Origin of the sequence: Zhaonella formicivorans (genome assembly GCF_004353525.1) — a bacterium.
Taxonomy (GTDB): domain Bacteria; phylum Bacillota; class DUOV01; order DUOV01; family Zhaonellaceae; genus Zhaonella; species Zhaonella formicivorans.
This window is the reverse complement of record NZ_CP085524.1, coordinates 2328417-2351609: the sequence shown is the minus strand read 5'-3', so window position 1 is coordinate 2351609 and position 23193 is coordinate 2328417. Positions and strand designations below refer to the sequence as shown.

Sequence of the window (23193 nt, the reverse complement as noted above, 5' to 3'; positions counted from 1 at the left end):
TACTAGGATAAGGGATAGAATAGTGGAGGTATTTTCGGGGACAGGAGGTTAACCATGGCAAAATTTATTTTTGTGACCGGCGGGGTAACGTCATCCTTAGGCAAAGGGATTACTGCCGCCTCGCTGGGCCGGCTGCTAAAAAGCCGCGGTTTGAAAATTGCTATTCAAAAATTTGATCCATATATCAACGTCGACCCCGGCACCATGAGCCCCTACCAGCACGGCGAGGTTTTTGTGACCGATGACGGGGCGGAAACCGACTTGGACCTGGGTCATTACGAACGGTTTATCGACATCAGCCTGTCCAAAAACAGCAATGTAACCACCGGCAAGATCTACTGGTCGGTAATCAGCAAGGAGCGCCGGGGCGATTACCTGGGGGGGACCGTCCAGGTTATTCCCCATATCACTAACGAAATCAAAGAGCGCATTTACAGGGTGGTCCGGGAATCAAACCCTGATGTGGTTATTACAGAAATTGGAGGTACTGTTGGCGATATTGAGTCGCTGCCTTTTCTCGAAGCCATTCGTCAGCTCAAAAGCGATGTGGGACGGGATAATGTGATGTATATCCATGTTACCCTTGTGCCCTATCTGTCCGCTGCCGGAGAAGCTAAAACAAAGCCCACGCAGCACAGCGTGAAAGAGCTGCGGGGCTTGGGAATCCAACCTGATGTTATTGTCTGCCGTTCCTCCCAACCTTTATCCAAGGAGATGGAAGAGAAGATTGCCCTCTTTTGCGACATTGACAAAGAGGCTGTAATTCAGGCTATAGATGCCGGTTCAATTTACGAAGTTCCTTTAATGTTGGAAAAAGAAGGCTTAGATGACATTGTCATTGAAAGGCTTAACCTCAAATGCGGTCCTGCCAAGCTGGATGACTGGAGAGAAATGGTGGAGCGGATCAAGAACCCCACTAAGCAGGTCAAAATAGCTCTGGTGGGAAAATATGTGGAGCTGCAGGACGCTTACCTCAGTGTGGCTGAGGCTCTGCGCCATGCGGGGATTTTTCATGATGCCAAAATAGAAATTTCCTGGATTCACGCTGCCGATCTGGATACGGGAAAGCCCGAGGACTTCCTGGCAGGTGCTGACGGCATTTTAGTACCCGGCGGATTTGGCGACCGGGGAGTGGAAGGCAAGATTAAAGCTATTCGCTATGCCAGGGAGAACAAAATACCTTACCTTGGCATTTGCCTGGGAATGCAGTTAGCCGTGGTGGAATTTGCCCGCCATGTCTGCGGTTTTCCTGGTGCTAACAGCTCCGAATTTGACCCCGATACTCCTTATCCGGTTATTGACCTGCTGCCGGAGCAAAAGGAGATTGAGGATAAAGGCGGGACTATGCGGCTGGGAATTTACCCCTGCAAGGTGGCATCTTCCTCTTTAACATACAAAGCCTACGAGGACGAGATTATTTACGAGCGCCACAGGCATCGGTATGAATTTAACAATGCTTACCGTCCGGAGCTCTTAGCCAGAGGTTTGGTCGTGAGCGGCACATCACCCGATGACCGTCTGGTGGAAGTCATTGAGTTGGCTGACCACCCTTGGTTTGTGGCTTCTCAGTTCCATCCTGAATTTAAGTCAAGACCCAACAGGCCCCATCCGTTGTTCAGGGATTTTGTGGGCGCAGCCCTGAACAACAAGCTATAAAAGACTTTGGTAACGCCAAAGTCTTTTTAACTATAGGTCATCAGCCACCAGCCGGCAGCCGTTAGCTTTTAATCACGTATATTTATTGAGTGTAATAATCCTAAATACTATATAATCTAAAGAGGAATACTAAGACATTGCCATTAGCTGATGGCTGAAGGCTAACGGCTGATAGCTTGCACAGGAGGTAAGAGAATGAGTTGGACCGCGCGTCTAATCGGAGAAGATGAACGGAATAGATTCAACGAATTTGTGGCCTGGGCCCCGAAAGGCCATATTTTGCAATCCTATGAGTGGGGGGAAATCAAAGGGTTGACCGGCTGGGAACCCCTGCGCTTAGTAGTTGAAGACGGGGAGAAAATTGTAGCAGCGCTGTCCATTCTGAAGCGGCGCATCCCCGGTATTAACAGGACCATTTTTTATGCCCCCCGGGGGCCGGTGGCAGACCCTACCAACTACGAATTGATGGATTTCCTGTGGGGGGAAACCCAGAAGCTTGCAAAAGAGCACGGCGCCATCATGTTGAAAATAGATCCGGATATTCCGGTGCAAAATGAGGAATTTCTCCGGTATTTTAAAAGGGCGGGCTTTAGACCGGCCAAAGCGGGAGAGGGATTTGAAGGGACCCAGCCCCGATTTGTTTTCCGGCTGGATATTACCCCTTCGCTGGATGAACTTTTTGCCAACCTGCACCAGAAAACCCGTTACAACATCCGCCTGGCCCAGAAAAAAGGCGTAACCATCAGGGTGGCGACAAATAAAGATGATTTAAAGGTGTTCTACCAGGTGCTGATTGAAACGGCGGAACGGGACAAGTTCCTAATCCGATCCTATGACTACTTTTCTACCATTTGGGACCACCTGGTGGAAAACGGGTTGGCCAGGATTTTTTTGGCCGAATATGAAGGAAAAGTCATCGCCGGGACGTTGGCGCTGATTTTCGGTGATAAAGTCTGGTACCTCTATGGAGCTTCCAGCAACAAGTACCGCAACGTGATGCCCAATTACCTGCTCCAGTGGACCATGATTACCTGGGCCAAGGAAAATAACTGCACCTTGTATGATTTCCGCGGGGTGCCGGGCCATTTGAGCGAGGACAACCCTTTGTACGGCCTATACCGCTTTAAAAAGGGTTTTAACGGAGAATACACCGAATTTATCGGCGAGTATGACCTGGTTTTCGACCCGCTCATGTATGGCTTGTGGAATTTTGCAGAGCCCATTTATTATAAAGGGATCAGGACACTCATCGATATTAAGAAGAAACTCCGTAGATAAGAAGAGGTGAAAATATGTCCTGGCGTGACATTGTCGGCAACCGCTGGGTTGAAATAGATACCGATGCCATCAGGCATAATTTTGCTCGGGTGAAAGAACTGGTGGGCCCCGATGTACATATCCTGGCAGTGGTTAAAGCTGATGCTTACGGCTTGGGGGCTGTTGAAACGGCCAGAGTCCTGGCCGAGGCGGGCGCTTCCATGCTGGGCGTAACAACTGTGGATGAAGGGGTGGAATTACGGGAATTCGGCATTGAGCTGCCTATTCTGGTGATGAGTCCCTTCCTGCCCGGCGAGGCCGGCTTGATTATAAAATACAATTTGACTCCCGCCGTCAGCAGCCTGGGGCAGGTAGAAGCTCTGGCCGGTTTGGTTCAAGGCAAGGGGAGGGTTCCTGTCCACCTGAAAATAGAAACGGGCATGGGCAGGACCGGTATTCTGCCCGAGGAGGCAGGGCCTTTTCTGGAAAAGGCGGCGTCTTACCCCGAAATTTACCTTGAAGGTATTTTCACCCATTTTGCCCGGGCCTGCCAAGGCGATTCCTTTACCAAGGAACAGTTTGCCAGATTTGGGCGCGTGCTGCAAAAAGCTGCCGAACTGGGGCTGGAGATCCCTTTCCGGCACGTCTGCAACAGCGCAGCTACCTTGGATTTGCCTGAGATGCACTTGAACATGGTCAGGGTGGGCACGGTGCTTTACGGACAACATCCGGCGCTGGCCAAAAACAGGCTTGACTTAAAAGATCCCTGGCAGATAAAAGCCAGGGTTATCCACCTGAAAGAAATTGCAGCGGGGACAAGCGTCGGTTACGGCCGGGACTACGTTGCCGAAAGATTAACTACCATTGCTGTAATACCTTTGGGGTGGGCCGATGGGTTGACGGTGATGCCTGCCATCAGACCAAAAGGTTTGCCGGACCTGTTCAAAATGATGGCCAAATTGATTTTGGAGTATCTGGGCAGGTCCGGGACTGTGAACGTAACAATTAATGGTAAAATGTATCCCCTGGTGGGCCGTCTGGGAATGCAGCTTTCCATGGTGCAAGCGGACGAAAAGGTAAAAATCGGGGATGAAGTTCAAGTGAATATCAGGCGTTTATCAACCAATCCCCGTTTGCCCAGGGTCTATTTTAAAGCAGGCCGGCCATATCTCGCCAGGATGACCAGCGGGGAGTGGGAGCTTTCCGCTCCGGGGCAAACCGGTTAAGAATTTTGAATTAAGAATTTTGAATTAAGAATTACAAGCCTCAAAACTCAAAATTCAAAACCCAAAATTCAAAATTAAAAATAATTCAAAATCAAAATTTATTAACAGGCGGGGTGAGGGAGTACCATGAGCAAGAAAACGGTAGTTGGCGGTTTAATTTTGTTGGTGTTTTTGGGAATCTTGGCTGCGGCCCTTGTCTACAGGCCAAAGGCTAATGGGGTGTCCCAGGGCGGGGGCGGCAAGATTGCGGTGATTTTTATCGAAGGTGAAATAACCGGTGACTCCGGAGGGGATATTTTCGGAGGCGGGGCAGGTTCCTTTGCCATTATGGAACAGCTGAAACAAGCGCGGGAAGACGATAGTGTGCAGGCGGTGCTCCTTCGCCTTAACACGCCTGGTGGCAGTTCTCCGGCAGCCCAGGAGATAGGGATGGAAGTGGAAAAGCTGAAGCAGGCAGGTAAAATAGTAGTAGCTTCTATGGGTGACATGGCCGCATCCGGGGGCTACTGGATTGCTGCCTTGGCTGATAAAATCGTAGCCAACCCTGCCACCATGACCGGCAGCATCGGCGTAATCATGGAGTTGCAAAACCTGGAGGAATTATACCGGAAAATCGGCATAGATATAAGAGTGGTCAAAAGCGGCCCTCACAAAGACATGGGCTCCAGTGCCAGGGAGTTGACCCCGGAGGAGCGCCAGATACTCCAAGCAATGGTTGATGATATCTATAACCAGTTTGTGGAGGTTGTGGCCAAAGGGCGCAAATTATCGGTAGAGCGGGTAAAAGAATTGGCAGACGGCAGGGTTTACACGGGTGCCCAGGCCAAAGAACTGGGGTTGGTGGATGAACTGGGCAACTATTACGATGCCATCAAAATAACAGCCCAAATGGCAGGTATCAAAGGGGAGCCCCAAATAGTCAGGTACGATGCCCGGTCCCCTTGGGAACTGTTCCTTGGCGGCCTCGGCTCAAAGCTTGAATTATTTAACTATGCCAGTGACAAGGCGCTAACTGTTCGTTAAGCAGCTATCAGCTATTCTTAAATAATTGTATCGTCTATGTCCTGTCGCTCCTGCTGTCTGAATCAAGAGCACCAACTGCTCGCCTCGGACTTTCAGCGGCACGCGCTGACGCGGCGTCCTACCGCTCCAGCGCTCTCGCAGCGTCCATGCTGCTCGTCCGCTTTCAGTCCTTTGCCATCGCAGGGTGCTCTAATGATTCAGACAAAGGTCGCTTCTACGGACATAAACGTTTACATCATTTTCATAGAACTGCTGGTGCTGAAAAAGCATAAATGTCTGTCGATAATGCATAACTGTGTAATGGCTAACAGCTGATAGCTGATCGCTGTTGGCTGATAGCTAATAGGAGGTGTATCATGGAAAACGGGTCTTTTAAAGAAGAACAATGTATGGAGGAAGCAGTAAATGAACAACCGAAAGCGCTTTCCTTCCTGGAGCTGGTTTACGGAGTCTTCTTTACGCCGGTGAAAACACTGCGCTATGTATGCGCCCAGCGCAAAGTGGCCTGGGGCCTTGTGCTTTTTCTTGGGACCTACCTTTTTGACAGTTTAATGAACTTTGCCGTGGGGCGAGCCTACTTGCCCAATTTAGGCATAAGCCCCCAAGAGGCCCAGATACTCAATGGACTTTTGAGCATGGGCTGGCTCTTTGGCTTACCTCTCATCTTCGCTTTCTGGTTTGGTTTAATCAGCATTTATCATGCTTTGGCCGGTTTATTCGGAAGTCAGGGGTCCGTGCAAGGCATATTGGCGGGTTTTGGTTTTAGCTCGCTGCCGGTGCTGGTTAGCTCGGTTTTAAGCTTTCTGGGCAATGCTCTGAAATCCAGCGGCGTACCGCTCAACCTGCTGGGTTTTGCAATTTTCGTCTGGATAGCGGTCTTGCAAATAATTGCCCTTAAGGAAAATTATGGGATAAGCTACGGCAAGGCGGCGGCGGTTTATATCATTCCTTTGGCGTTTCTGCTGATTTCGCTGTTTAGCATCTTTATTTTGTTTTTTTCTATCCTAGTACCTTTGGTACAAAGTTATTTGCCCAATTTTTGAGAAATTTTGTCTGAAAATTAATCATAAAAATTGATTTGAAAAGTATAGTAAATAGCAGGAATTTTTAGCAAGTAAAGCGAAAAACTAGTTTTGGCTATTCGGAATGTCCCGGCCTTGGCTTAAGGTTCCCTTAACGCCTGGCAATTGGTCCCCGGAAGAAAAAGCCGGAGGGAATAGTTTCATTAGGAGAAAATGGGCTATGAAGGATAATGTAAAGATTTTAATTGTTGATGACCAGGCTGGAGTTCGCCGCCTGATCGCGGAAACCTTAAAAGAGGATAATTATGAGGTCCATCTTGCTGCCAGCGGTTTAGAAGCACTGGCGGCAATGCAAAAAATGGAACCTGCAATAGTTCTCTTGGACATGAAAATGCCAGGTATGAGCGGACTTGAAGTTATTCAAGAAATGAAAAGGTTAAATCTCAAATCAACAATAGTCTTAATGACTGCTTACGGTGAACTGGATATGGTTAACCAGGCTAAGAAACTGGGCGTGGTAAATTTTCTTCCTAAACCTTTTGATATCAATGAGATGCGCATGATGGTGGCCGGGCTCATGTCTGCGAAAGAAATTGAAAGCGCATGCCTAAAAATCCCTGGGTAGGAGGGATTTTTTTTTGCAGGATTTTCGCAAGAAGCGACGAATAAGTGATTGGAAGAAGGGGGTGTTAACATGTGTATTCCAACAACGAGCGTAGTAGCCATACGCTGTCCAATTTGCGGACAGTTGGAATTTCACGCCCTGTCGCTGTTTGAATTCGCGGGGTCTAGTTCTTGCAAGATCCAGTGTACTTGTGGCAGACCGTTGCTTAGTATAGGCACCAAGGACAGAAAAAAATTTTGGCTTCATGTTGATTGCGCAATGTGTGAAACAAAACATCTGTTTTACTTTACCCGCAAGCAGATCTGGTCCGATGAAGTCTTGGAAATTGATTGTGAGGATACCGGGCTGGAAATTGGTTATATCGGCCCTAAAAATAAAGTGCGGCAATGCGTGCAAAAACAGGACCGTTCCTTGGCGGAAATGGCGGAAGAACTGGGGTTTGCAGATTATTTTGACAGCCCGGATATAATGTATGATGTCTTAGACAGGCTGTACCAAATAGCTGAGAACGGCAATTTAAACTGCAACTGTGGCAATCAGAACATTGAAATTGAGATTTTCCCCGACCACCTGGAGCTGAGGTGTGACTACTGCCGCTCCAGCGCCCGGATTATGGCTCGAACAGAGGAAGATCTGGAGTACATCATGAATTCCACTGCTATCCAACTTGCTGAATCCGGTTTTGATTTTACCCGGTTGAATAAGACCCGCCGCCGCAAAAAATCTAAGAATAGCAACATGAGCAATAAAAAATAGTAGTATGCAAGCAGTTGTTAGTTGTTAGTTTTTAGTTAAGGATCTACATGTCCCAGGGGCTGTCAAAAACGCTTTTCAACAGTGACCAGGGGCATATTTTATTGTTTACTCTGCATACTAAATTAAATATAATACTGTAATCACATATAACATTGCACACACGTCCTAAAATTTAAGGCTCCGGCAAAAAATAACCAACAATTGACAACTGCCATTAAGGAATACGGAGGGGATATGGATGCCTTTAGTACCGGTGAAAGAATTGCTTGAAAAAGCGGAGGCCGGCGGTTATGCGGTAGGTGCTTTTAACTGCAACAATATGGAGATTATCCAGGCTATTGTGGATGCGGCAGAAGCGGAAAAAGCCCCTGTAATTGTTCAGGCCAGCCAGGGTGCGATTAAGTATGCGGGGTTGGAGTACATTACCGCCTTGACCAGAGTTGCGGCTGAACATGCTTCAGTGCCTGTAGCGCTCCACCTGGACCACGGGACCAGCTTTGAACAGGTAATGCAGTGTATACGGTACGGTTTTACTTCGGTAATGATTGATGGTTCCAAGCTGTCGCTGGAGGAGAACATCGCTTTAACCAACAAGGTGCTGGATGTAGCCCGGGCGGTAGGAGTATCGGTGGAAGCTGAACTGGGCAAAATCGGCGGGACTGAAGATGATATCACGGTAGATGAATGGGAAGCAAATATGACCGATCCCGGGGAAGCAAAAACATTTGTGGAAGCTACCGGTGTTGATTCTTTGGCGGTTGCTATCGGAACTGCCCACGGTCAGTACAAGGGGACGCCCAAGCTGGACTTTGAACGTTTGCGGAAGATCAAGGAACTGGTTAAGGTTCCCATTGTGCTCCATGGTTCATCCGGGGTGCCCGATGATGCTATTCGCCGTGCCATAGAGCTAGGCGTCAGAAAGGTGAACATCGACACCAACTTAAGGGAAGCATTTGTAGCCGGGGTCAAAGAAATAATTACCGCCAACCCCAAAGAAATTGATCCGCGTAAAATCCTGGGGCCCGCCAAAAAAGCCATGAGCGCAGTAATTCGTGAAAAAATCAGGCTTTTCGGCAGTGCGGGTAAAGCGTGACAGCGATTAGCCATCAGCTATCAGCTGTCAGCTTAAATAGAGAAAAATTTAATGTATAAGAGGGCTTAAACTGTAGCATGTTAAAACTGCTACATTTTTTTTTGCGCTTAAGTTAAAGAAAGCAAATGTTGAAAAGGGCCATAATGTATTGTTTTATAGCTGACGGCTGAAGGCTGATAGCTGAGAGCTATTGGGTCGGGAGGTGACAAAAATAGAAGTCCGTTGCTATGTTGACAGCTGCACTTTTTGGAAAGGGAATATTTGTACTGCCGGTGCTATCGAGGTAGCCAGCGAGGATGCGGAAAAAACTCCGCACCGTTCGGACCACACTATGTGCAACACCTTCAAGGAGCGTAAACCCGAGATGTAGTTTCGGCGGGCTAGCGCCGCCGACTTAAAAAAATCCATGCAGGGAGGTAAATTAAGTGAACAGAATCAAGTGCACCGTCGAGGAATGCGTATATCAGAGCAATTCGGAGTGTCATGCCGATGCTATTGAAGTCCGCTCCAGCGGCGACATGGTGGTGGATACTTCCGACGGAACAGCCTGTGAAACCTTCAGAAAAAGGTAACTGTTGCAGGTGAACTAAAGTCAGAATCCCAATCGGGATCCGACTTAGGCTTGTAAACAAACTATTATCAGCCAGCGTGTATTATGGAGCGGGACTGGTTTCCCCAGCCGTCGGCAGCTATGCTGCCGGTAACGGCGTAGGAGCTTGTCCAGAGCGAAATAATACATGCTGGCTTTGTCTACAAGCTGAGTCAGAATCCCAATAGGGATCTGACTTTTTCTTTAGCCGTCAGCAAAAGCTTTACAGGATATTTTTACAAAACATAAATCTGAAATATTCATAGCCATAATAGGCCATGGAAATTTTGTAACAAAATGGTGTTAAGATATATCTTGCTTTCTCATGTTGGCCCTGTAACCTGTTGTAAAAAACACGCACAAGGCATTGATATGGTATACGATGTAAGAGATGCATAAAACTGGATGATTTGAAGCTATAGCTGCCCCTTGTTCCTTAATTATGGCTTAAAAACTAGTTTTTTTAGTAATTTATTCATTTACTAAACAAGGCAAACTGCTTATATTTTGCAAGGTTTGTATAAATGAATTTTGGTATATATAAGAGCTGCATAACTTCCAGGTCCAGTAGCGAGCGGAACGTACCAGTTTCCCTGCAATTTTGATTAATTTCAACCGCAGTGTCTCCATTCGGTTTGGTTTCATTGGTTCAGGCAAGCACAACCTACGAAACCAGTTGTTAAAGTTGTATGCCAACATGGATAACTGCAGTTTTACTGCATTGGATTCAAAGTTAGTGCTGCTAAGTTTGTGACAAGCGAATCCATTTTTGGCTTCCTTAATAAAGTTTTCCATATGTCCACGTTGACAGTAAAAACGAACGATATTACGCGGTTGTAGTTCCATGTTTGTCACGATAAACGTGAATTCAAAGAACAATTGTCCAGCAGGCCGTTCCATTTTGACAACAACGCGGCGGGCACGATCCCAACTAGTAGCTTGATACAGAAATTCCCGGTAGTGGACTTGCCTTTCATGCAGTCTTTCAGGGTTTAATACTTGGTCCGCCATGGACTGTGCAACAGATTGAAGACGAGCATTGGCTTTTAAGCGAATTACATATTTATGACCCTTGGTTTCTACTAGTTTAAAGAGTTCTGGAACGGCAAAACCACTATCTGCGCGCAAAACAATTAAAGGATTGCTAACCCAAGCCTCATACCTTTTAAGGAGTGGACCGACAAATCGCACCACCTGACGAGAAGTATATACGTTGCCAGCACGAAGCTCGGCTTTAAGGCAATCACCTGTTAGTCCATCAAAACAAAATAGAGGGTGAAACCCCCACTCTTGATAATGAGAATTGAAGTTTGCTCCATATTGATTACCGTAAGCAGTAAAGCCGGAAGAATCAAGATCCATAACAAACTGGTCTTGGGGTTTAAGCATATATACTCGCTTTTGTAAGATTTCATTAATATGTTCCAATGATTTTGCAGTTGCAATATTCGCTTTTTCATTGAACCGGGAGATTGTTGGCTGCGAGGCCAAGCGCTTTTTTCCCAGTATAGCGGTGAGTAGGGGTTCTTCGCTTAAGTCATCCGCATGATCATCAGCGTGATAACCAGCAAGATGCTGATAAAGCTTTTGGATAACCACATCACTATTAGGATGATCTCGGTGCATAACAGGGTCATCAACTACCAGCATTTTTTCAACAGTTTCTGAAAGGCCGAGTTTATAATCAAATTCCTTATACAATAACAACCCTGCATCTGAAGTTAGGTCGCCACCATTGAAATTAACTTTTATTCGGGAGTTGAAGTTCATGCTATATTCCTGTACACTTTTCATAAGAAGAGTCCTCCTTTGGTAAAGGTTGGTTTGCCAACACCATTACAATACCAAAGTTTGGGCTCTTTTTCCATGCTTTCATTTCACTTAATGGGTGATATGCTAAAGGCTTATTAATTCTTATTGCACTAAGGTTTTAAAGCTCAACAGATTTTTTATATGAATATTTCAGGATAAAGGGTATTTCAGTATTTAAGAGAATATATAATCCAGTAGAGCATCTATTTTGAGGGGGATTGGTATGCGACTTTTTATTGATACAGCCAATATTGAAGAAATAAAAGAAGCTAACAGTTGGGGGATAATCAGCGGGGTGACAACCAACCCTTCCCTGATCGCCAAAGAAGGCAGGGACTTTAAGGAGGTTGTGCGGGAAATTGCCCAAATTGTGGATGGGCCCATTTCCGCCGAAGTAATTTCCCTGGAAGCTCCCGGTATGGTGAGCGAGGCCAGGGAGTTGGCTAAAATCCATCCCAATGTGATAATCAAAATTCCAATGACACTGGAAGGGCTGAAAGCAGTTAAAACTCTATCTGCCGAAGGTATCCGCACCAACGTAACCCTGATTTTTTCAGCCAACCAGGCGCTGATGGCGGCGCGGGCCGGTGCTACCTATGTCAGTCCTTTTGTAGGCAGGCTCGACGATGTCGGCCATGATGGACTTGGTTTAATCAGTGAGATCGTGCAGATTTTTGCCCAGCACGGCATCGGGACAGAAATTATCTCAGCCAGCATCAGGCACCCCCTCCATGTCACTCAGTCGGCTTTGCTGGGTGCAGATATAGCTACCGTGCCATTCAAAGTGCTGAAACAGATGGCCCAGCATCCCTTAACAGACCAGGGCATAGAAAGATTTTTAGCCGACTGGGCTAAATTGGAGAAAAAATAATTGTTGGTTGGCAAAAGCGGCTAGCCCATTGGGCTGGCCATTTCTTTATTTTCCCAATCCGGGACAAGCTAAAAAATATAACACATTGAGAAATAATATGCTATACTAATTATGTGCCAAGCGACATGCAATTAATTTGTTTTATCTCGATAGGAATTTGCTCTAAACATAATCCTTAGATAACAGTTTTGTTTACCGGAAGAGGAGGAGTGTGTATGGAGAGAGGTTTGACTCTGGAAATTGCCCGGGTTACCGAGGCAGCTGCCTTAGCAGCCGCCCGCTGGCTGGGACGGGGTGACAAAATTGCCGCTGATGATGCAGCGGTAACTGCCATGCGGGCAGTTTTTGACAGTATCGATGTTGATGGAACGGTAGTTATCGGCGAAGGGGAAATGGATGAAGCCCCCATGCTCTATATTGGGGAAAAAGTAGGCACGGGGAAGGGTTTAAAAGTTGACATCGCCGTGGACCCCTTGGAAGGCACCAACATTGTGGCCAAAGGATTGACCGGGGCCATTGCTGTAGTGGCTGTGGCTGAAACAGGTTGTCTCTTGCATGCCCCTGATATGTATATGGATAAAATCGCAGTGGGGCCTAAAGCTGCCGGCAGCATTAATCTGGACGCTCCGGTAAAAGAGAATTTAAAATCGGTTTCCAGCGCTTTAGGTAAAAGCGTTTCCGATTTGACAGTAGTAATCCTGGACCGCCCCCGGCATAATAAAATCATTCAGGAAGTCCGGGAAGCAGGCGCACGGATTAAACTCATTTCCGACGGCGACGTAGCTCCCGCAGTAGCTACCGCTTTTGATCACTCGGGGGTTGACATCATGATGGGCATCGGGGGGGCTCCCGAAGGGGTGTTGGCTGCGGCTGCCTTAAAATGCATGGGGGGCGAAATGCAGGGGAGGCTTGTGCCTGAAACGGAGGAAGAAATTGTCCGGGCCCAGAAGATGGGTTTGAAAGATGTGCATCAGCTCCTGACCATGAATGACCTGGTTAAATGTGAAGATGTGATTTTTGCTGCTTCCGGCATTACCGACAGCAGCTTGTTAAAGGGTGTGCTTTTCAACGCCACAGGGGCTATAACCCATACTGTGGTGATGCGCGGTAAAACAGGTACTATCCGCTTTATCGAAGCAATCCACCGCTTTGACAAAAAGCCCCAGTGGAAAAAGATGTGTACAGATTAAAGCAATGGCTTTCCATTGCTTTTTCTGATCGGTTTAAAATCAATTCAATTGACTAATAACCTGAGTTTTACAGGAAAAATGATTAAAAAAACCCGTTAGCCCAGTGTTTTCATGGGTTAGCGGGTTTTGTGTTTTGTCATAAAATTGTAGTGTATTTACGCTTATTTTTTGTATTGCAAAATTTTTTTGATCTCGGCTTGAGACATAATTTTTTTACTTAAGTCAAAACCAAAGACAGACTCAATGGATTTTATTACATCATCTCGATAATCAAACAGATAATAATTTTGTTCCAAATAGGAGCAGGAATAGCTAATTAAGGAATTACGAATCTGTTTCACAGTATATTTTTTCTCTAACATCTGTTCAAGAACCCTCATGATTACAAGTGCTACAAAACATACCAGAAAATGTGCTTCTACATGTTCATCTTTTTTAACATACACAGGTCTTGCCTTGAATTCACTCTTGATTATTTTGAAGGATTCCTCGATTTCCCAAAGCCCCTTGTAAATATCCCGAATTTCTGTATCAGATAAATGTTTTTCACTAGTAACAATGGAATAGTATCCGTCATATTTTTCTTCTTCCTTAATCTTTGCTTCGTTCAGGGAAAGAATGAGTCCGTCAGGTATTTCGCCTGTTTCTTTTGAAAATTTGATATTGTTTACATAGCCGGCGGCTCCAATGCTGGTAGCTCTTGTATATTTGCCGGGATTGGCAATCAGCTCTTTTGCCTTGGCAATAGCCTTATCCCTATCTTTTTTCTGTTTTAAGGCGTATTTTTCGGAATAGTAAACCATCTGTTTCTGATATATTTCCATTGTTCGGTCACGTTTACCATCCGTCCCCTTTAATTGGATTTTTTTTGCATAAATCCGGGATTTGTGCTTAAAAGAGACGGTATTTCCATCCTTATCTTCTTCTGTGTCAATTAAGTAATCTTCCTGATTTAATACCCATTCTTTGAATTGTTTGTCAGCACCGAGAACACTCTGTCCATAAACATAACCGTCATTCCCTGCCATGTCATCATGGTTCTTTCCAGAAAGAAATGCAGTATTATCACTAGTGTTGAGTCCCCTGTCTGCCACAACGATAATACGTTCCAAGGCAAAATCTTTCTTTACACGGCGAATTGTTGGAAGGAGAGAGAGCTTTTCACTTTCACCACCGGAAAAAGTATTGAAGGCTATGGGGATTCCATTTGAATCCATGAGGAGTCCCATCTGAATAATTGGATCTTTACGGTGCTCTTTGGATGGACCACGCTTTTTTTGCCCCTTTTTAATCATGTTCCCGTCTTCATCGTATTCATCTTCATCCTCATAGGGGATCTCAAAGTAGTAATTGGTGACATCATAGTATCCAAGTTGGTTATTTCTTCCTATAAGGTCGCATACCTGGCTATGAAGATGCCGTTGGATTTCGTTTGAATATGCGGCAAAGTAATCCAGGGCGCGGTAAATGTCAGCCAATGAAAAGTCAAAGGATTCAAAGAAGAAATTTTTGGTTTCAAAGGCGTTCTTTTTTGATGAAGGAAATAAAAAGCGATTAAAAATAAGCAGGCTGAATATACTGTTTAGGTTGTAATCCACGTTCAAAAGCCTTTGCTTTTTCTGAAAATATTCCCTAAGACCAAGTAGGGAGTACACTGACTTTGGCACAACATAACCAAGATTTTTGCGCAATGCTGCTTGATCCGGCAGCTTGGCTGACAGGTTAAGTTCTAATGTTTTCTGACAAGTTTCACTCTTAGAACGTTCCTTTGCGACCTGCTTGAAATGAGCAATAGGATCAGAATATTTCTTTTCCAGATCTTCTAGATAGCCAAGTTTCTCAACAGTTTTTTGTTTTACCTTTCCATTCTGTCTGTAACCTTGGACAAAAGACAAATAGGGTTTACCATTACTCATGCTTATCTTTAGATACATAAATTCACCTCTAATCCCATTATATTGCAATACACGACAATACACAACATAATTATGCATAAATATTGACATAAAAAACGCCCGAATTCTCGGGCATTAAAGTTAATTTTGATATTTAGGTGCTGTAAAACAACGGTATCCGCTTTATCGAAGCAATCCACCGCTTTGACAAAAAGCCCCAGTGGAAAAAGATGTGTACAGATTAAAGCAATGGCTTTCCATTGCTTTTTCTGATCGGTTTAAAATCAATTCAATTGACTAATAATACCAAACAGTGGTATACTACAATGTGTACTTCTGCATTGAATTCCTACCTATGCCCCACCTGACCTAACCTACACATTTACCGAGGAGGATTGATTTTGAACGAAGCAGAACTGGAAAGTAAAACGCTGGCGGAATTGTACCAGATGGCCCGTGAGTTGGGCATGACCGGTTATTCCAAGCTGCGTAAAAAAGAACTGATTTTTGAAATTTTAAAGGTTAAATCTAAAACTGAGCAAGAGGATCATTTGTACGCTGAAGGAGTTCTGGAAATCCTGCCCGACGGCTATGGGTTCTTACGGCCCTTTAAATACCTTCCCAGCGAGGACGATATTTATATTTCGCCGTCTCAAATCCGGCGTTTCGACCTCCGCACCGGTGACAGAGTAGGAGGGCAGGTTAGGCCACCCAAGGAAATGGAACGCTATTTTGCTTTGCTTAGGGTAGAGCAAGTCAATGGCCAGGATCCGGAACTTTCACCGTGCCGCCTGCATTTCGACGGATTAACCCCTATTTACCCCCAGACCAGGCTCACCTTGGAAACCGAAGCCCGGGATATTTCCTCAAGAATAATAGACCTGATTTGCCCCTTGGGCAAAGGACAAAGGGGTCTCATTGTAGCCCCACCCAAAGCAGGTAAAACTGTGCTGATGGTGAAAATAGCAAATGCCATTTCAGAAAATTTCCCGGAAGTGGAATTGATCATTCTGCTCATCGATGAGCGCCCTGAAGAGGTAACAGATATTGAGCGTTCGGTTAAAGCGGAAGTGGTGAGTTCGACCTTTGACGAGCCTCCGGAAAACCATGTCAAGGTGGCTGATATGGTTTTGGAAAGGGCAAAGCGACTGGTGGAACATAAAAAAGATGTGGTAATCTTAATGGACAGCATTACCAGGCTGGCCAGGGCCCATAACCTGGTGGTGCCTCCCAGCGGCAGGACTCTGTCCGGCGGCGTTGATCCTGCTGCCTTACATAAGCCCAAAAGATTTTTCGGTGCGGCCAGAAACATAGAAGAAGGCGGCAGCCTTACCATCCTGGCTACAGCTTTGATCGAAACGGGCAGCAGGATGGACGACGTCATCTTTGAGGAGTTTAAAGGTACCGGCAACATGGAACTGATCTTGGACCGCAAGCTGGCCGAACGGCGGATTTTCCCTGCCATAGATGTCAAGCGCTCGGGTACCCGCAGAGAGGAATTGCTTTTATCGAAAGAGGAATTGGAGCTGATGTGGAATTTCCGCAAAGTCACCAATTCCCTGGGCAGCGTGGAAGTGACTGAGATGCTCATCGATGCTTTGAAGAAGACGAAAACCAATAAGGATTTGTTGCGGGCATTGCCCCAGCTTTTTCCTGGATAAAAAATCCAAAAACCGGTTTTTTTAAACCGGTTTTTTGCATTATATGCATAACTTGTCTCTGCTTTGGTCAGAATAAGCTTTGAGTGACTCGGCTGTAAAATTGTTCCAGCTGGCCTGGTCACCACAATTCCGTGTGCCCTAACTGAAAACCGAGGTGAGGAAATGAATTTTTCGTGGCGCAAGCCAAGAGTTTTCTATACCTTAATTCTCTGTGCCAGTCTCTTGGCCGGTTTTGGTCCGCCGGCGGAAGCTGTAGGGCTGGAGGTGTTTGATTTATGGCAGATCCGGGTACCCTATGGCCAAAACCTGGAGCAGGCGGTAAAACCCCAACCCTCTATTCAATTGTATCATGTTAAAAAGGGGGATACCCTGTGGAGTATTGCCCGGCTGTATAATGTTGACCTTAAAGCCATCATGACAGCCAACAACTTGAGAAGGCCCGAGCAGCTGCAAGCCGGAAGCGACATCATTATTCCCCGAGGTCCTGCATTTACGCCTGCCACTGCTTCACCTGAAATTAAGCTGGCTTCCCGTGGATTCTTTTCCCTGGACTGGCCTCTCTTTGGGACCATAACTTCCGGCTTTGGTTGGCGAAAAAAAGAATTTCACCATGGCCTGGATATTGCGGCTAAAAAAGGCACTTCTATTAAGGCCATCGATGCCGGCCGGGTTATATTTTCCGGTTGGAAAAACTCTGTTTACGGCTACACGGTAATTATCGACCATGGCGGGGATATAAAAGCAGTATACGCCCATAACTCCAAAAACCTGGTCAAAACGGGAGAATGGGTTAAAGCAGGCCAGACCATTGGCTTAGTGGGGAGTACCGGCAGGACAACCGGGCCCCACCTGCACTTGGAAATACATCTCAAGGATCAACCCGTTAACCCTAAACGCTACTTAACAAAACGCTAAGTCAGCCTTCAGCTGTCAGCCACAAGCCTTGCCAAAAGCATTAACATAGCTTTTGGTCAGAGCGTCACAAATTCTTATTAGCCCGCATGTATTATGGAGCGGGACTTGTTTCGCTCTAGTTTGGCGGCTTTGCCAAAGGCTAACAGCGTGTGAGCGTGTCCAGAGCGAAATAATACATGCGTCTTTGTCTATAAACTGAAGCGAGCGTTTTACTTAAAAAAACGTTCGTTTTATTTTTGTTGACAGGTTATAAACACAGACAGTACAATTTGCTGATAGCTGATAGCTGATAGCTGATAGCTGATGGCTGACAGCTGATAGCTCAAACTAAAGACTGACGACGCACCGCTAAGTAACTTTTGCTAAGCCATGGCTTGGCAATTCATTTGTATGCTATAATACATTAGTCAGAAAAGGGTGGTGCATAAATATGTTCAGTCTGGTTTTTGCCAACGAAAAAGGGGAATTGTTCGATTACCCGGGTCTGGTCCAGGCAGGGAGGCTGGGTGATCAGTGGGTTGAGCCTTTGGAGGAAGAGCTTATCCCTTTGCCGGAAGGGGCAACCCTTACCATGATTCCGGGACGTTTTCCCGTAGGAATAAATCCCGCTTCAGGTCGCTTTGAAGTCATGTCAGCCAACCCCTACAGTAAAGGGGAACTGGCTTGGGCTGTGGGGGCCCTGCTCCCGCAGGGTTATACCAGGACACTCCTTCCCGGTTTTGCCCGCACCCGGGAGGCCCGTCCTCTGCCGCTCCTGGGTTATACGGCAGTAGGTTTCAAGGCAGGCCGGTTTTATGTTGCAGCGCTGCCAACTGATGAGGATAACCGCTGGAATCCCCGGCATTACAATACCGAAGACCTGGAGGCCAGGGTTGATTCTATGCTGGCCGCCTTCCCCGGCAACAGGATACTAAAGCAATTGGCCAAGTGCTCCCTGGAGTATGGCTGCTTTACAGCCCAAAACATCTTTTACGGGCGTTGGGAAGGGGGCATTCCCAGTTCGCCGGCATGTAATGCACAGTGCTTGGGCTGTATTTCCCTGCAGCCTTCGGAATGCTGTCCGTCGCCGCAAAACAGGATAGAGTTTGTGCCAAGCGCGGAGGAAATCGTGGAAATCGGATTGGCCCATTTACAAGATGACGAGGCCATTATCAGTTTCGGCCAGGGCTGTGAAGGAGAACCGGCCCTGCAGGCTAAGCTGCTTGCTGAGGCGGTGCGCCGTATCCGGGCCAAAACGGCAGCAGGCACCATCAATATCAATACCAATGCCGGTTTCAAGTCAGGCATAATCCAACTTGTCGAAGCGGGCTTGGATGCGATGCGGGTTAGCATCATCAGCCCGACGCCTGAAATATACAACTCCTATTACCGTCCACGGAATTACAGCATCGATGATGTGCGTTATTCCCTGAAATTTGCGGCTGACAAGGGCGTGTACACTTCCCTCAACCTGCTTGCCTTCCCCGGGGTAACAGACAGGGAAGAAGAAGTTGAAGCTGTCATCGGGCTGGCTGAGGACACGGGAGTAAAGCTCATCCAGATCAGAAACCTTAATATTGATCCCGACTGTTTTTTAGAGGCCATCCCCGGGCCTAAAGGCGAGGTGCTGGGCCTTCCCGCTTTTTTGGAAATCTTAGCCTCCGAACTGCCCGGCGTCCGGATTGGCAATTACTCTAAACCGGCCCCAAGAAAACGTCGTTAATCAGCTTGCAGCCATCAGCCTTCAGCTAGCTGACGGCTGACGGCTGAAAGTTGTTGCCAAAAGCAAAGATTGTATGGTATAATTTAACCTGTTGCATTATGGTAGCAATATTACACCAAATCATATAATTACTTAATCTTAGGTTGAAAAGAGGTGACACCAATGAGAGAGGGTATTCACCCTAAATTTGAAAAAACAACTATTACCTGTGCTTGTGGCAATGTAATCGAGACTGCTTCCACTAAAAAAGATATTAAAGTAGAAATTTGTTCTGCTTGCCATCCTTTCTTCACCGGAACAAAGTCCCGCATAGTGGAAAAAGGTGGACGGGTCGAGCGTTTCAAAAAGAGATACGGAATGTAAGAGAAAGCGGAGCCATAAGCTTCGCTCTTTCTATATTAGCTGTCAGCAATCAGCCGTCAGCCTTCAGCTTAAATTATCTTTTTATAGCTGAAAGCTGAAAGCTGATGGCTGCAAGCTGGGCCCAAGGCCCGAAGGGGGGATAGAGATGCCGGAGCCTTTTCAATACGGTGGGCAAGCGGTAATCGAAGGCGTGATGATGCGCGGCCCGAAAGAAATGGCGGTGGCGGTGCGTAAACAAGCCGGAGATATCGTCATCGATACCAAGCCAATCAACTCTTTGGCGCAAAAATATCCTTTTTTGAAATGGCCTCTCCTCAGGGGGGTGCTCGCCCTGTTTGAGGCCATGGTAATAGGCGTAAAAGTGCTGACCTACAGCGCTAACATGGCTTTTGACGAAGAAGAAGAAACTTTATCTGGCAGGGAGATTGCTTTTACAGTCTTCCTGGCTGTGGGATTAGCCGTTCTCTTATTCGTAATTATCCCCGCGGCAGCAGCTTTTTTCCTTAAGGCATACGTGAATACATTTTGGCAAAATATATTAGAAGGGGTTTTACGTATTGCCATTTTTCTCGGTTATGTGCTGGCCATTGGCCGGATGAGTGATGTGCAGCGGGTTTTTCAATACCACGGCGCTGAACACAAAGTCATTCATGCCTATGAAGCAGGGGAGAAATTGACTGTTGACAATGCGAGGAAATACACTACTTTACATCCCCGCTGCGGGACCAGTTTCATGCTGTTTGTGCTGGTTTTGACTATCTTTTTATTTTCTTTCCTGCATACCCCGGATATCTTGTCCAGAATAGCCTCCAGGCTGCTGCTGCTGCCTGTGGTGGCAGGGCTGGGGTACGAGTTTATCAAGTGGTCGGGCAAATATGCCTGCCGCAGTTGGGTGAAAGCAATTATTGCTCCGGGCCTCTGGCTGCAAAAGCTGACTACCCGGGAGCCCGATGACAGCCAGTTGGAAGTGGCCATCTGTGCCCTGGAAGCTGTCCTGGCCAGGGATTCAACTTGTTGAATCCCTGGCAGTCACTACCCTGAAAATGTTACCCCTTGTGTTCGCTGCTCCGGGATGGCTTCGCCAAGAGCGCTGCCCTGCTCAGGCTCTATGCTAGCCTTATGTAGCGACCGCATAAGGGCGACTAGACTTCTGCCGGCGCTCACGCTTGGCACAAGCCAAGTCTTCTTTACGTTTGACTTTCAGCGGCACGCGCTGACGCGGCGTCCATGCCGCTCCAGCGCTCTCGCAGCGTCCATGCTGCTCGGCCGCTTACAGTCAAACTCTTCACAGAGCGCTCTATGGCTTGTCATATGTCGCAGCTACGCACAATGGGTTACAATTTTTCATACTTATGATGGTGCTGCGACAGCAGCATGGACGACTAACGACTAATGACGGCTGAAAGCTGATGGCTGACAGCTGCTGGCTGATAGCTGATAGGTGAAGTCTGACGGCTGACACAAAATACAACCACATAGTAGATGTGAGGTGAATTTATGCTGGATAAACTGCAAAACATTGAAGATAAATACGAGGAGCTGGGCCGGCTGTTAAGCGATCCTGCGGTAATTGCCGACCAGTCCCAATTTCAGAAACATGCCAAAGCCCATGCCGGCCTGGAGGAAATTGTAACTGTATTCAGGGAATATAAAAAGGTCCTAAAAGAGATAGATGATGCCAAAAGCCTGTTAGCCAGCGAGCAGGACCCGGAACTAAAGGAGATGGCCGAACTGGAGCTGGAGGAACTGAAGTCCAAGGTGCCGAAACTGGAGGAAAAGCTGAAGATCCTGCTCCTACCCAAGGATCCTAACGACGAAAAGAACGTCATTATGGAGATCCGGGGCGGTGCCGGGGGCGATGAAGCAGCCCTGTTTGCCGGGGACTTGTTCAGAATGTATTCCCGCTATGCGGAGCGCCAGGGATGGCGCTTGGAGATTTTAAGCGACCATCCCACCGACATCGGCGGCTATAAGGAGATTATTTTCGCCATTGAAGGGCAGGGTGCGTACAGCCGCCTGAAGTTTGAAAGCGGCGTGCACCGAGTACAGCGCATTCCTACCACCGAGTCGGGCGGCAGAATTCATACTTCTACCGTAACCGTGGCGGTTTTGCCTGAGGCGGAAGAGGTGGATGTGCAAATTAACCCCAACGATATCAGGATAGACATTTTTTGTTCCAGCGGGCCCGGCGGCCAGTCGGTCAATACCACCCAGTCGGCGGTGCGGATTACCCACCTTCCTACGGGCATAGTTGTATCCTGCCAGGACGAAAAGTCCCAGCACAAGAATAAAGATAAAGCTATGAAAGTGTTGCGGGCGCGTCTTTTGGAAAAAGCCCAGGAAGAGCAGCAAGGCGAACTGGCCAGCGCCAGGAAAAGCCAGGTGGGGACCGGTGACCGCAGCGAAAGGATCCGGACTTATAATTTTCCTCAAAGCAGGGTAACCGACCACCGTATCGGCCTCACATTGCATAAGCTTGACCTTATTCTTGACGGGGAATTAGACGAGATTATTGATGCCTTGATTACCACTGACCAAGCCGAGAAGCTAAAGAAGGTGGAATAAGTGTTGAAGAGCAGTGGACCGCCGACAGCCAAGAAGGAACTGGCCTGGGCGGTTCCTTTTTTGCATCGGAGCGGTATTTTAAATGCCAGGCTGGAAGCGGAGGTATTATTAGCCCATGCTTTAGGGTGGACCAGGGCCAAACTTTTGGGGCATCTGCCCGAGACAATAGGCGAGGCTGAACAAAGACGCTTCAGGGAAATGGTAAAAAAACGAGCTGAACATTACCCTTTGCAGTACCTGACCGGGTGCCGGGAATTCATGTCCTTGGATTTTGCAGTTAATGAGCATGTCCTTATTCCCAGGGATGACACCGAAATACTGGTGCAGGCGGTACTGGGCCTAAAACGTCGTGTTCCCCTTGCAGCCAAAATAGTTGATGTAGGCACAGGCAGCGGCATTATCGCCATTTGTCTCAAAAAATTTTGGCCGGAAGCACAAGTCTTTGCCGTGGACATTTCCGAGAAAGCCTTAAAAGTGGCCAAAAGAAATGCTGAAAAACATAGTGTTGAGATAACATTTGTCCACGGTGATTTACTACAGCCTTTTTTGCCCCAAAGAACAGCATGTACAACTAACAACCAACAACCAACAACTAACAACTATAACAACAGCCAGCAACTAACAACCAACAACTATCACGAAGCCGGAGGTTTTGATATCGTTGTCTCCAATCCCCCCTACATTCCGGCTGGTAACGTACCCCACCTTCAGCCCGAAGTCACTTTCGAACCTGTTACGGCTCTGGCCGGCGGTGAGGACGGGCTTGCCTTTTACCGCCGCCTGGCCCGGGAAAGCAAAAATGTGCTGGACCGGGGGGGTTGGCTGGCGCTGGAAATAGGGAGCGATCAAGGGGCGGATGTTAAAAAAATTCTGGCAAGCCAGGGATTCTCAGAAATAGAGATTCTGGACGATTATGCCAATTTGGAGCGGGTAATTATTGGACGGTTGTTAAGTTGACTTAATAAATGTTGC

Annotated in this window: 21 protein-coding genes; 19 read left to right on the top strand and 2 right to left on the bottom strand. The window is 47.0% G+C overall.

Going from position 1 to position 23193, the window contains the following annotated elements; translation table 11 throughout:
* Positions 1-54 precede the first annotated feature (54 nt).
* The 10 genes from pyrG (at position 55) to EYS13_RS11420 (ending at position 9230) form a co-directional block, all read left to right on the top strand.
* The gene (pyrG, locus tag EYS13_RS11465) at positions 55-1656 is read left to right on the top strand and encodes a CTP synthase (RefSeq protein ID WP_227762629.1); all 1602 of its coding nucleotides are present in this window, start codon (positions 55-57) and stop codon (positions 1654-1656) included.
* 195 nt (positions 1657-1851) lie between these two features.
* A complete protein-coding gene (locus EYS13_RS11460; RefSeq protein ID WP_227762627.1) occupies positions 1852-2934 on the top strand; it encodes a lipid II:glycine glycyltransferase FemX in 1083 nt (360 codons plus the stop codon).
* Positions 2935-2948: 14 nt separating this feature from the next.
* Positions 2949-4139 (top strand): alanine racemase, encoded by a 1191-nt coding sequence (gene alr, locus EYS13_RS11455; protein WP_227762624.1) that lies wholly within the window; start codon positions 2949-2951, stop codon positions 4137-4139.
* A gap of 126 nt (positions 4140-4265) precedes the next feature.
* On the top strand, positions 4266-5162 hold the full coding sequence (gene sppA / locus EYS13_RS11450) for a signal peptide peptidase SppA (RefSeq protein WP_227762623.1): 897 nt from the start codon (positions 4266-4268) through the stop codon (positions 5160-5162).
* 356 nt (positions 5163-5518) lie between these two features.
* The gene (locus EYS13_RS11445; protein ID WP_227762616.1) at positions 5519-6205 is read left to right on the top strand and encodes a Yip1 family protein; all 687 of its coding nucleotides are present in this window, start codon (positions 5519-5521) and stop codon (positions 6203-6205) included.
* Positions 6206-6404: 199 nt separating this feature from the next.
* Positions 6405-6809: a response regulator gene (locus EYS13_RS11440; protein WP_227762614.1), complete on the top strand. Its 405-nt coding sequence runs from the start codon at positions 6405-6407 to the stop codon at positions 6807-6809.
* Between the two features lie 69 nt (positions 6810-6878).
* Positions 6879-7565 carry a hypothetical protein gene (locus EYS13_RS11435; RefSeq protein ID WP_227762612.1) on the top strand — a complete coding sequence of 229 codons (687 nt, stop codon included), beginning with the start codon at positions 6879-6881 and terminating at the stop codon, positions 7563-7565.
* A gap of 238 nt (positions 7566-7803) precedes the next feature.
* The gene (locus tag EYS13_RS11430; protein ID WP_227762611.1) at positions 7804-8658 is read left to right on the top strand and encodes a class II fructose-1,6-bisphosphate aldolase; all 855 of its coding nucleotides are present in this window, start codon (positions 7804-7806) and stop codon (positions 8656-8658) included.
* A gap of 202 nt (positions 8659-8860) precedes the next feature.
* Complete coding sequence (locus tag EYS13_RS11425; protein WP_227762609.1) at positions 8861-9028, top strand: DUF1540 domain-containing protein; 168 nt, start codon at positions 8861-8863, stop codon at positions 9026-9028.
* A 55-nt stretch (positions 9029-9083) separates the two neighbouring features.
* Complete coding sequence (locus EYS13_RS11420; RefSeq protein WP_227762606.1) at positions 9084-9230, top strand: DUF1540 domain-containing protein; 147 nt, start codon at positions 9084-9086, stop codon at positions 9228-9230.
* A 488-nt stretch (positions 9231-9718) separates the two neighbouring features.
* Here EYS13_RS11420 and EYS13_RS11415 read toward each other — a convergent pair whose 3' ends face one another.
* On the bottom strand, positions 9719-11041 hold the full coding sequence (locus tag EYS13_RS11415) for an IS1380 family transposase (RefSeq protein WP_227762605.1): 1323 nt from the start codon (positions 11039-11041) through the stop codon (positions 9719-9721).
* Between the two features lie 241 nt (positions 11042-11282).
* On the opposite strand from EYS13_RS11415, the gene fsa reads away from it, so the two are divergent.
* Both fsa and glpX read left to right on the top strand, forming a co-directional pair.
* The gene (gene fsa, locus EYS13_RS11410; protein ID WP_227762603.1) at positions 11283-11930 is read left to right on the top strand and encodes a fructose-6-phosphate aldolase; all 648 of its coding nucleotides are present in this window, start codon (positions 11283-11285) and stop codon (positions 11928-11930) included.
* A 215-nt stretch (positions 11931-12145) separates the two neighbouring features.
* Positions 12146-13120, top strand: coding sequence for a class II fructose-bisphosphatase (glpX, locus tag EYS13_RS11405; protein WP_227762601.1), 975 nt, complete (start codon positions 12146-12148; stop codon positions 13118-13120).
* Between the two features lie 161 nt (positions 13121-13281).
* Here glpX and EYS13_RS11400 read toward each other — a convergent pair whose 3' ends face one another.
* On the bottom strand, positions 13282-15054 hold the full coding sequence (locus EYS13_RS11400; protein ID WP_227762599.1) for an IS1634 family transposase: 1773 nt from the start codon (positions 15052-15054) through the stop codon (positions 13282-13284).
* A 362-nt stretch (positions 15055-15416) separates the two neighbouring features.
* On the opposite strand from EYS13_RS11400, the gene rho reads away from it, so the two are divergent.
* From rho to prmC, 7 genes are all read left to right on the top strand, one after another.
* The gene (rho, locus tag EYS13_RS11395) at positions 15417-16676 is read left to right on the top strand and encodes a transcription termination factor Rho (protein WP_227762597.1); all 1260 of its coding nucleotides are present in this window, start codon (positions 15417-15419) and stop codon (positions 16674-16676) included.
* A gap of 162 nt (positions 16677-16838) precedes the next feature.
* On the top strand, positions 16839-17591 hold the full coding sequence (locus EYS13_RS11390; protein WP_227762591.1) for a peptidoglycan DD-metalloendopeptidase family protein: 753 nt from the start codon (positions 16839-16841) through the stop codon (positions 17589-17591).
* 430 nt (positions 17592-18021) lie between these two features.
* Positions 18022-19293 carry a radical SAM family protein gene (locus EYS13_RS11385; protein ID WP_227762589.1) on the top strand — a complete coding sequence of 424 codons (1272 nt, stop codon included), beginning with the start codon at positions 18022-18024 and terminating at the stop codon, positions 19291-19293.
* 162 nt (positions 19294-19455) lie between these two features.
* A complete protein-coding gene (gene rpmE, locus EYS13_RS11380) occupies positions 19456-19656 on the top strand; it encodes a 50S ribosomal protein L31 (protein WP_227762583.1) in 201 nt (66 codons plus the stop codon).
* Positions 19657-19801: 145 nt separating this feature from the next.
* Entirely contained in the window at positions 19802-20674 is an 873-nt protein-coding gene (locus EYS13_RS11375; RefSeq protein ID WP_227762577.1) for a DUF1385 domain-containing protein, read from the top strand.
* Between the two features lie 479 nt (positions 20675-21153).
* Entirely contained in the window at positions 21154-22221 is a 1068-nt protein-coding gene (gene prfA / locus EYS13_RS11370) for a peptide chain release factor 1 (protein WP_227762576.1), read from the top strand.
* Positions 22222-23178: a peptide chain release factor N(5)-glutamine methyltransferase gene (prmC, locus tag EYS13_RS11365; protein ID WP_227762574.1), complete on the top strand. Its 957-nt coding sequence runs from the start codon at positions 22222-22224 to the stop codon at positions 23176-23178. It abuts the gene before it with no gap.
* Positions 23179-23193: the final 15 nt, after the last annotated feature.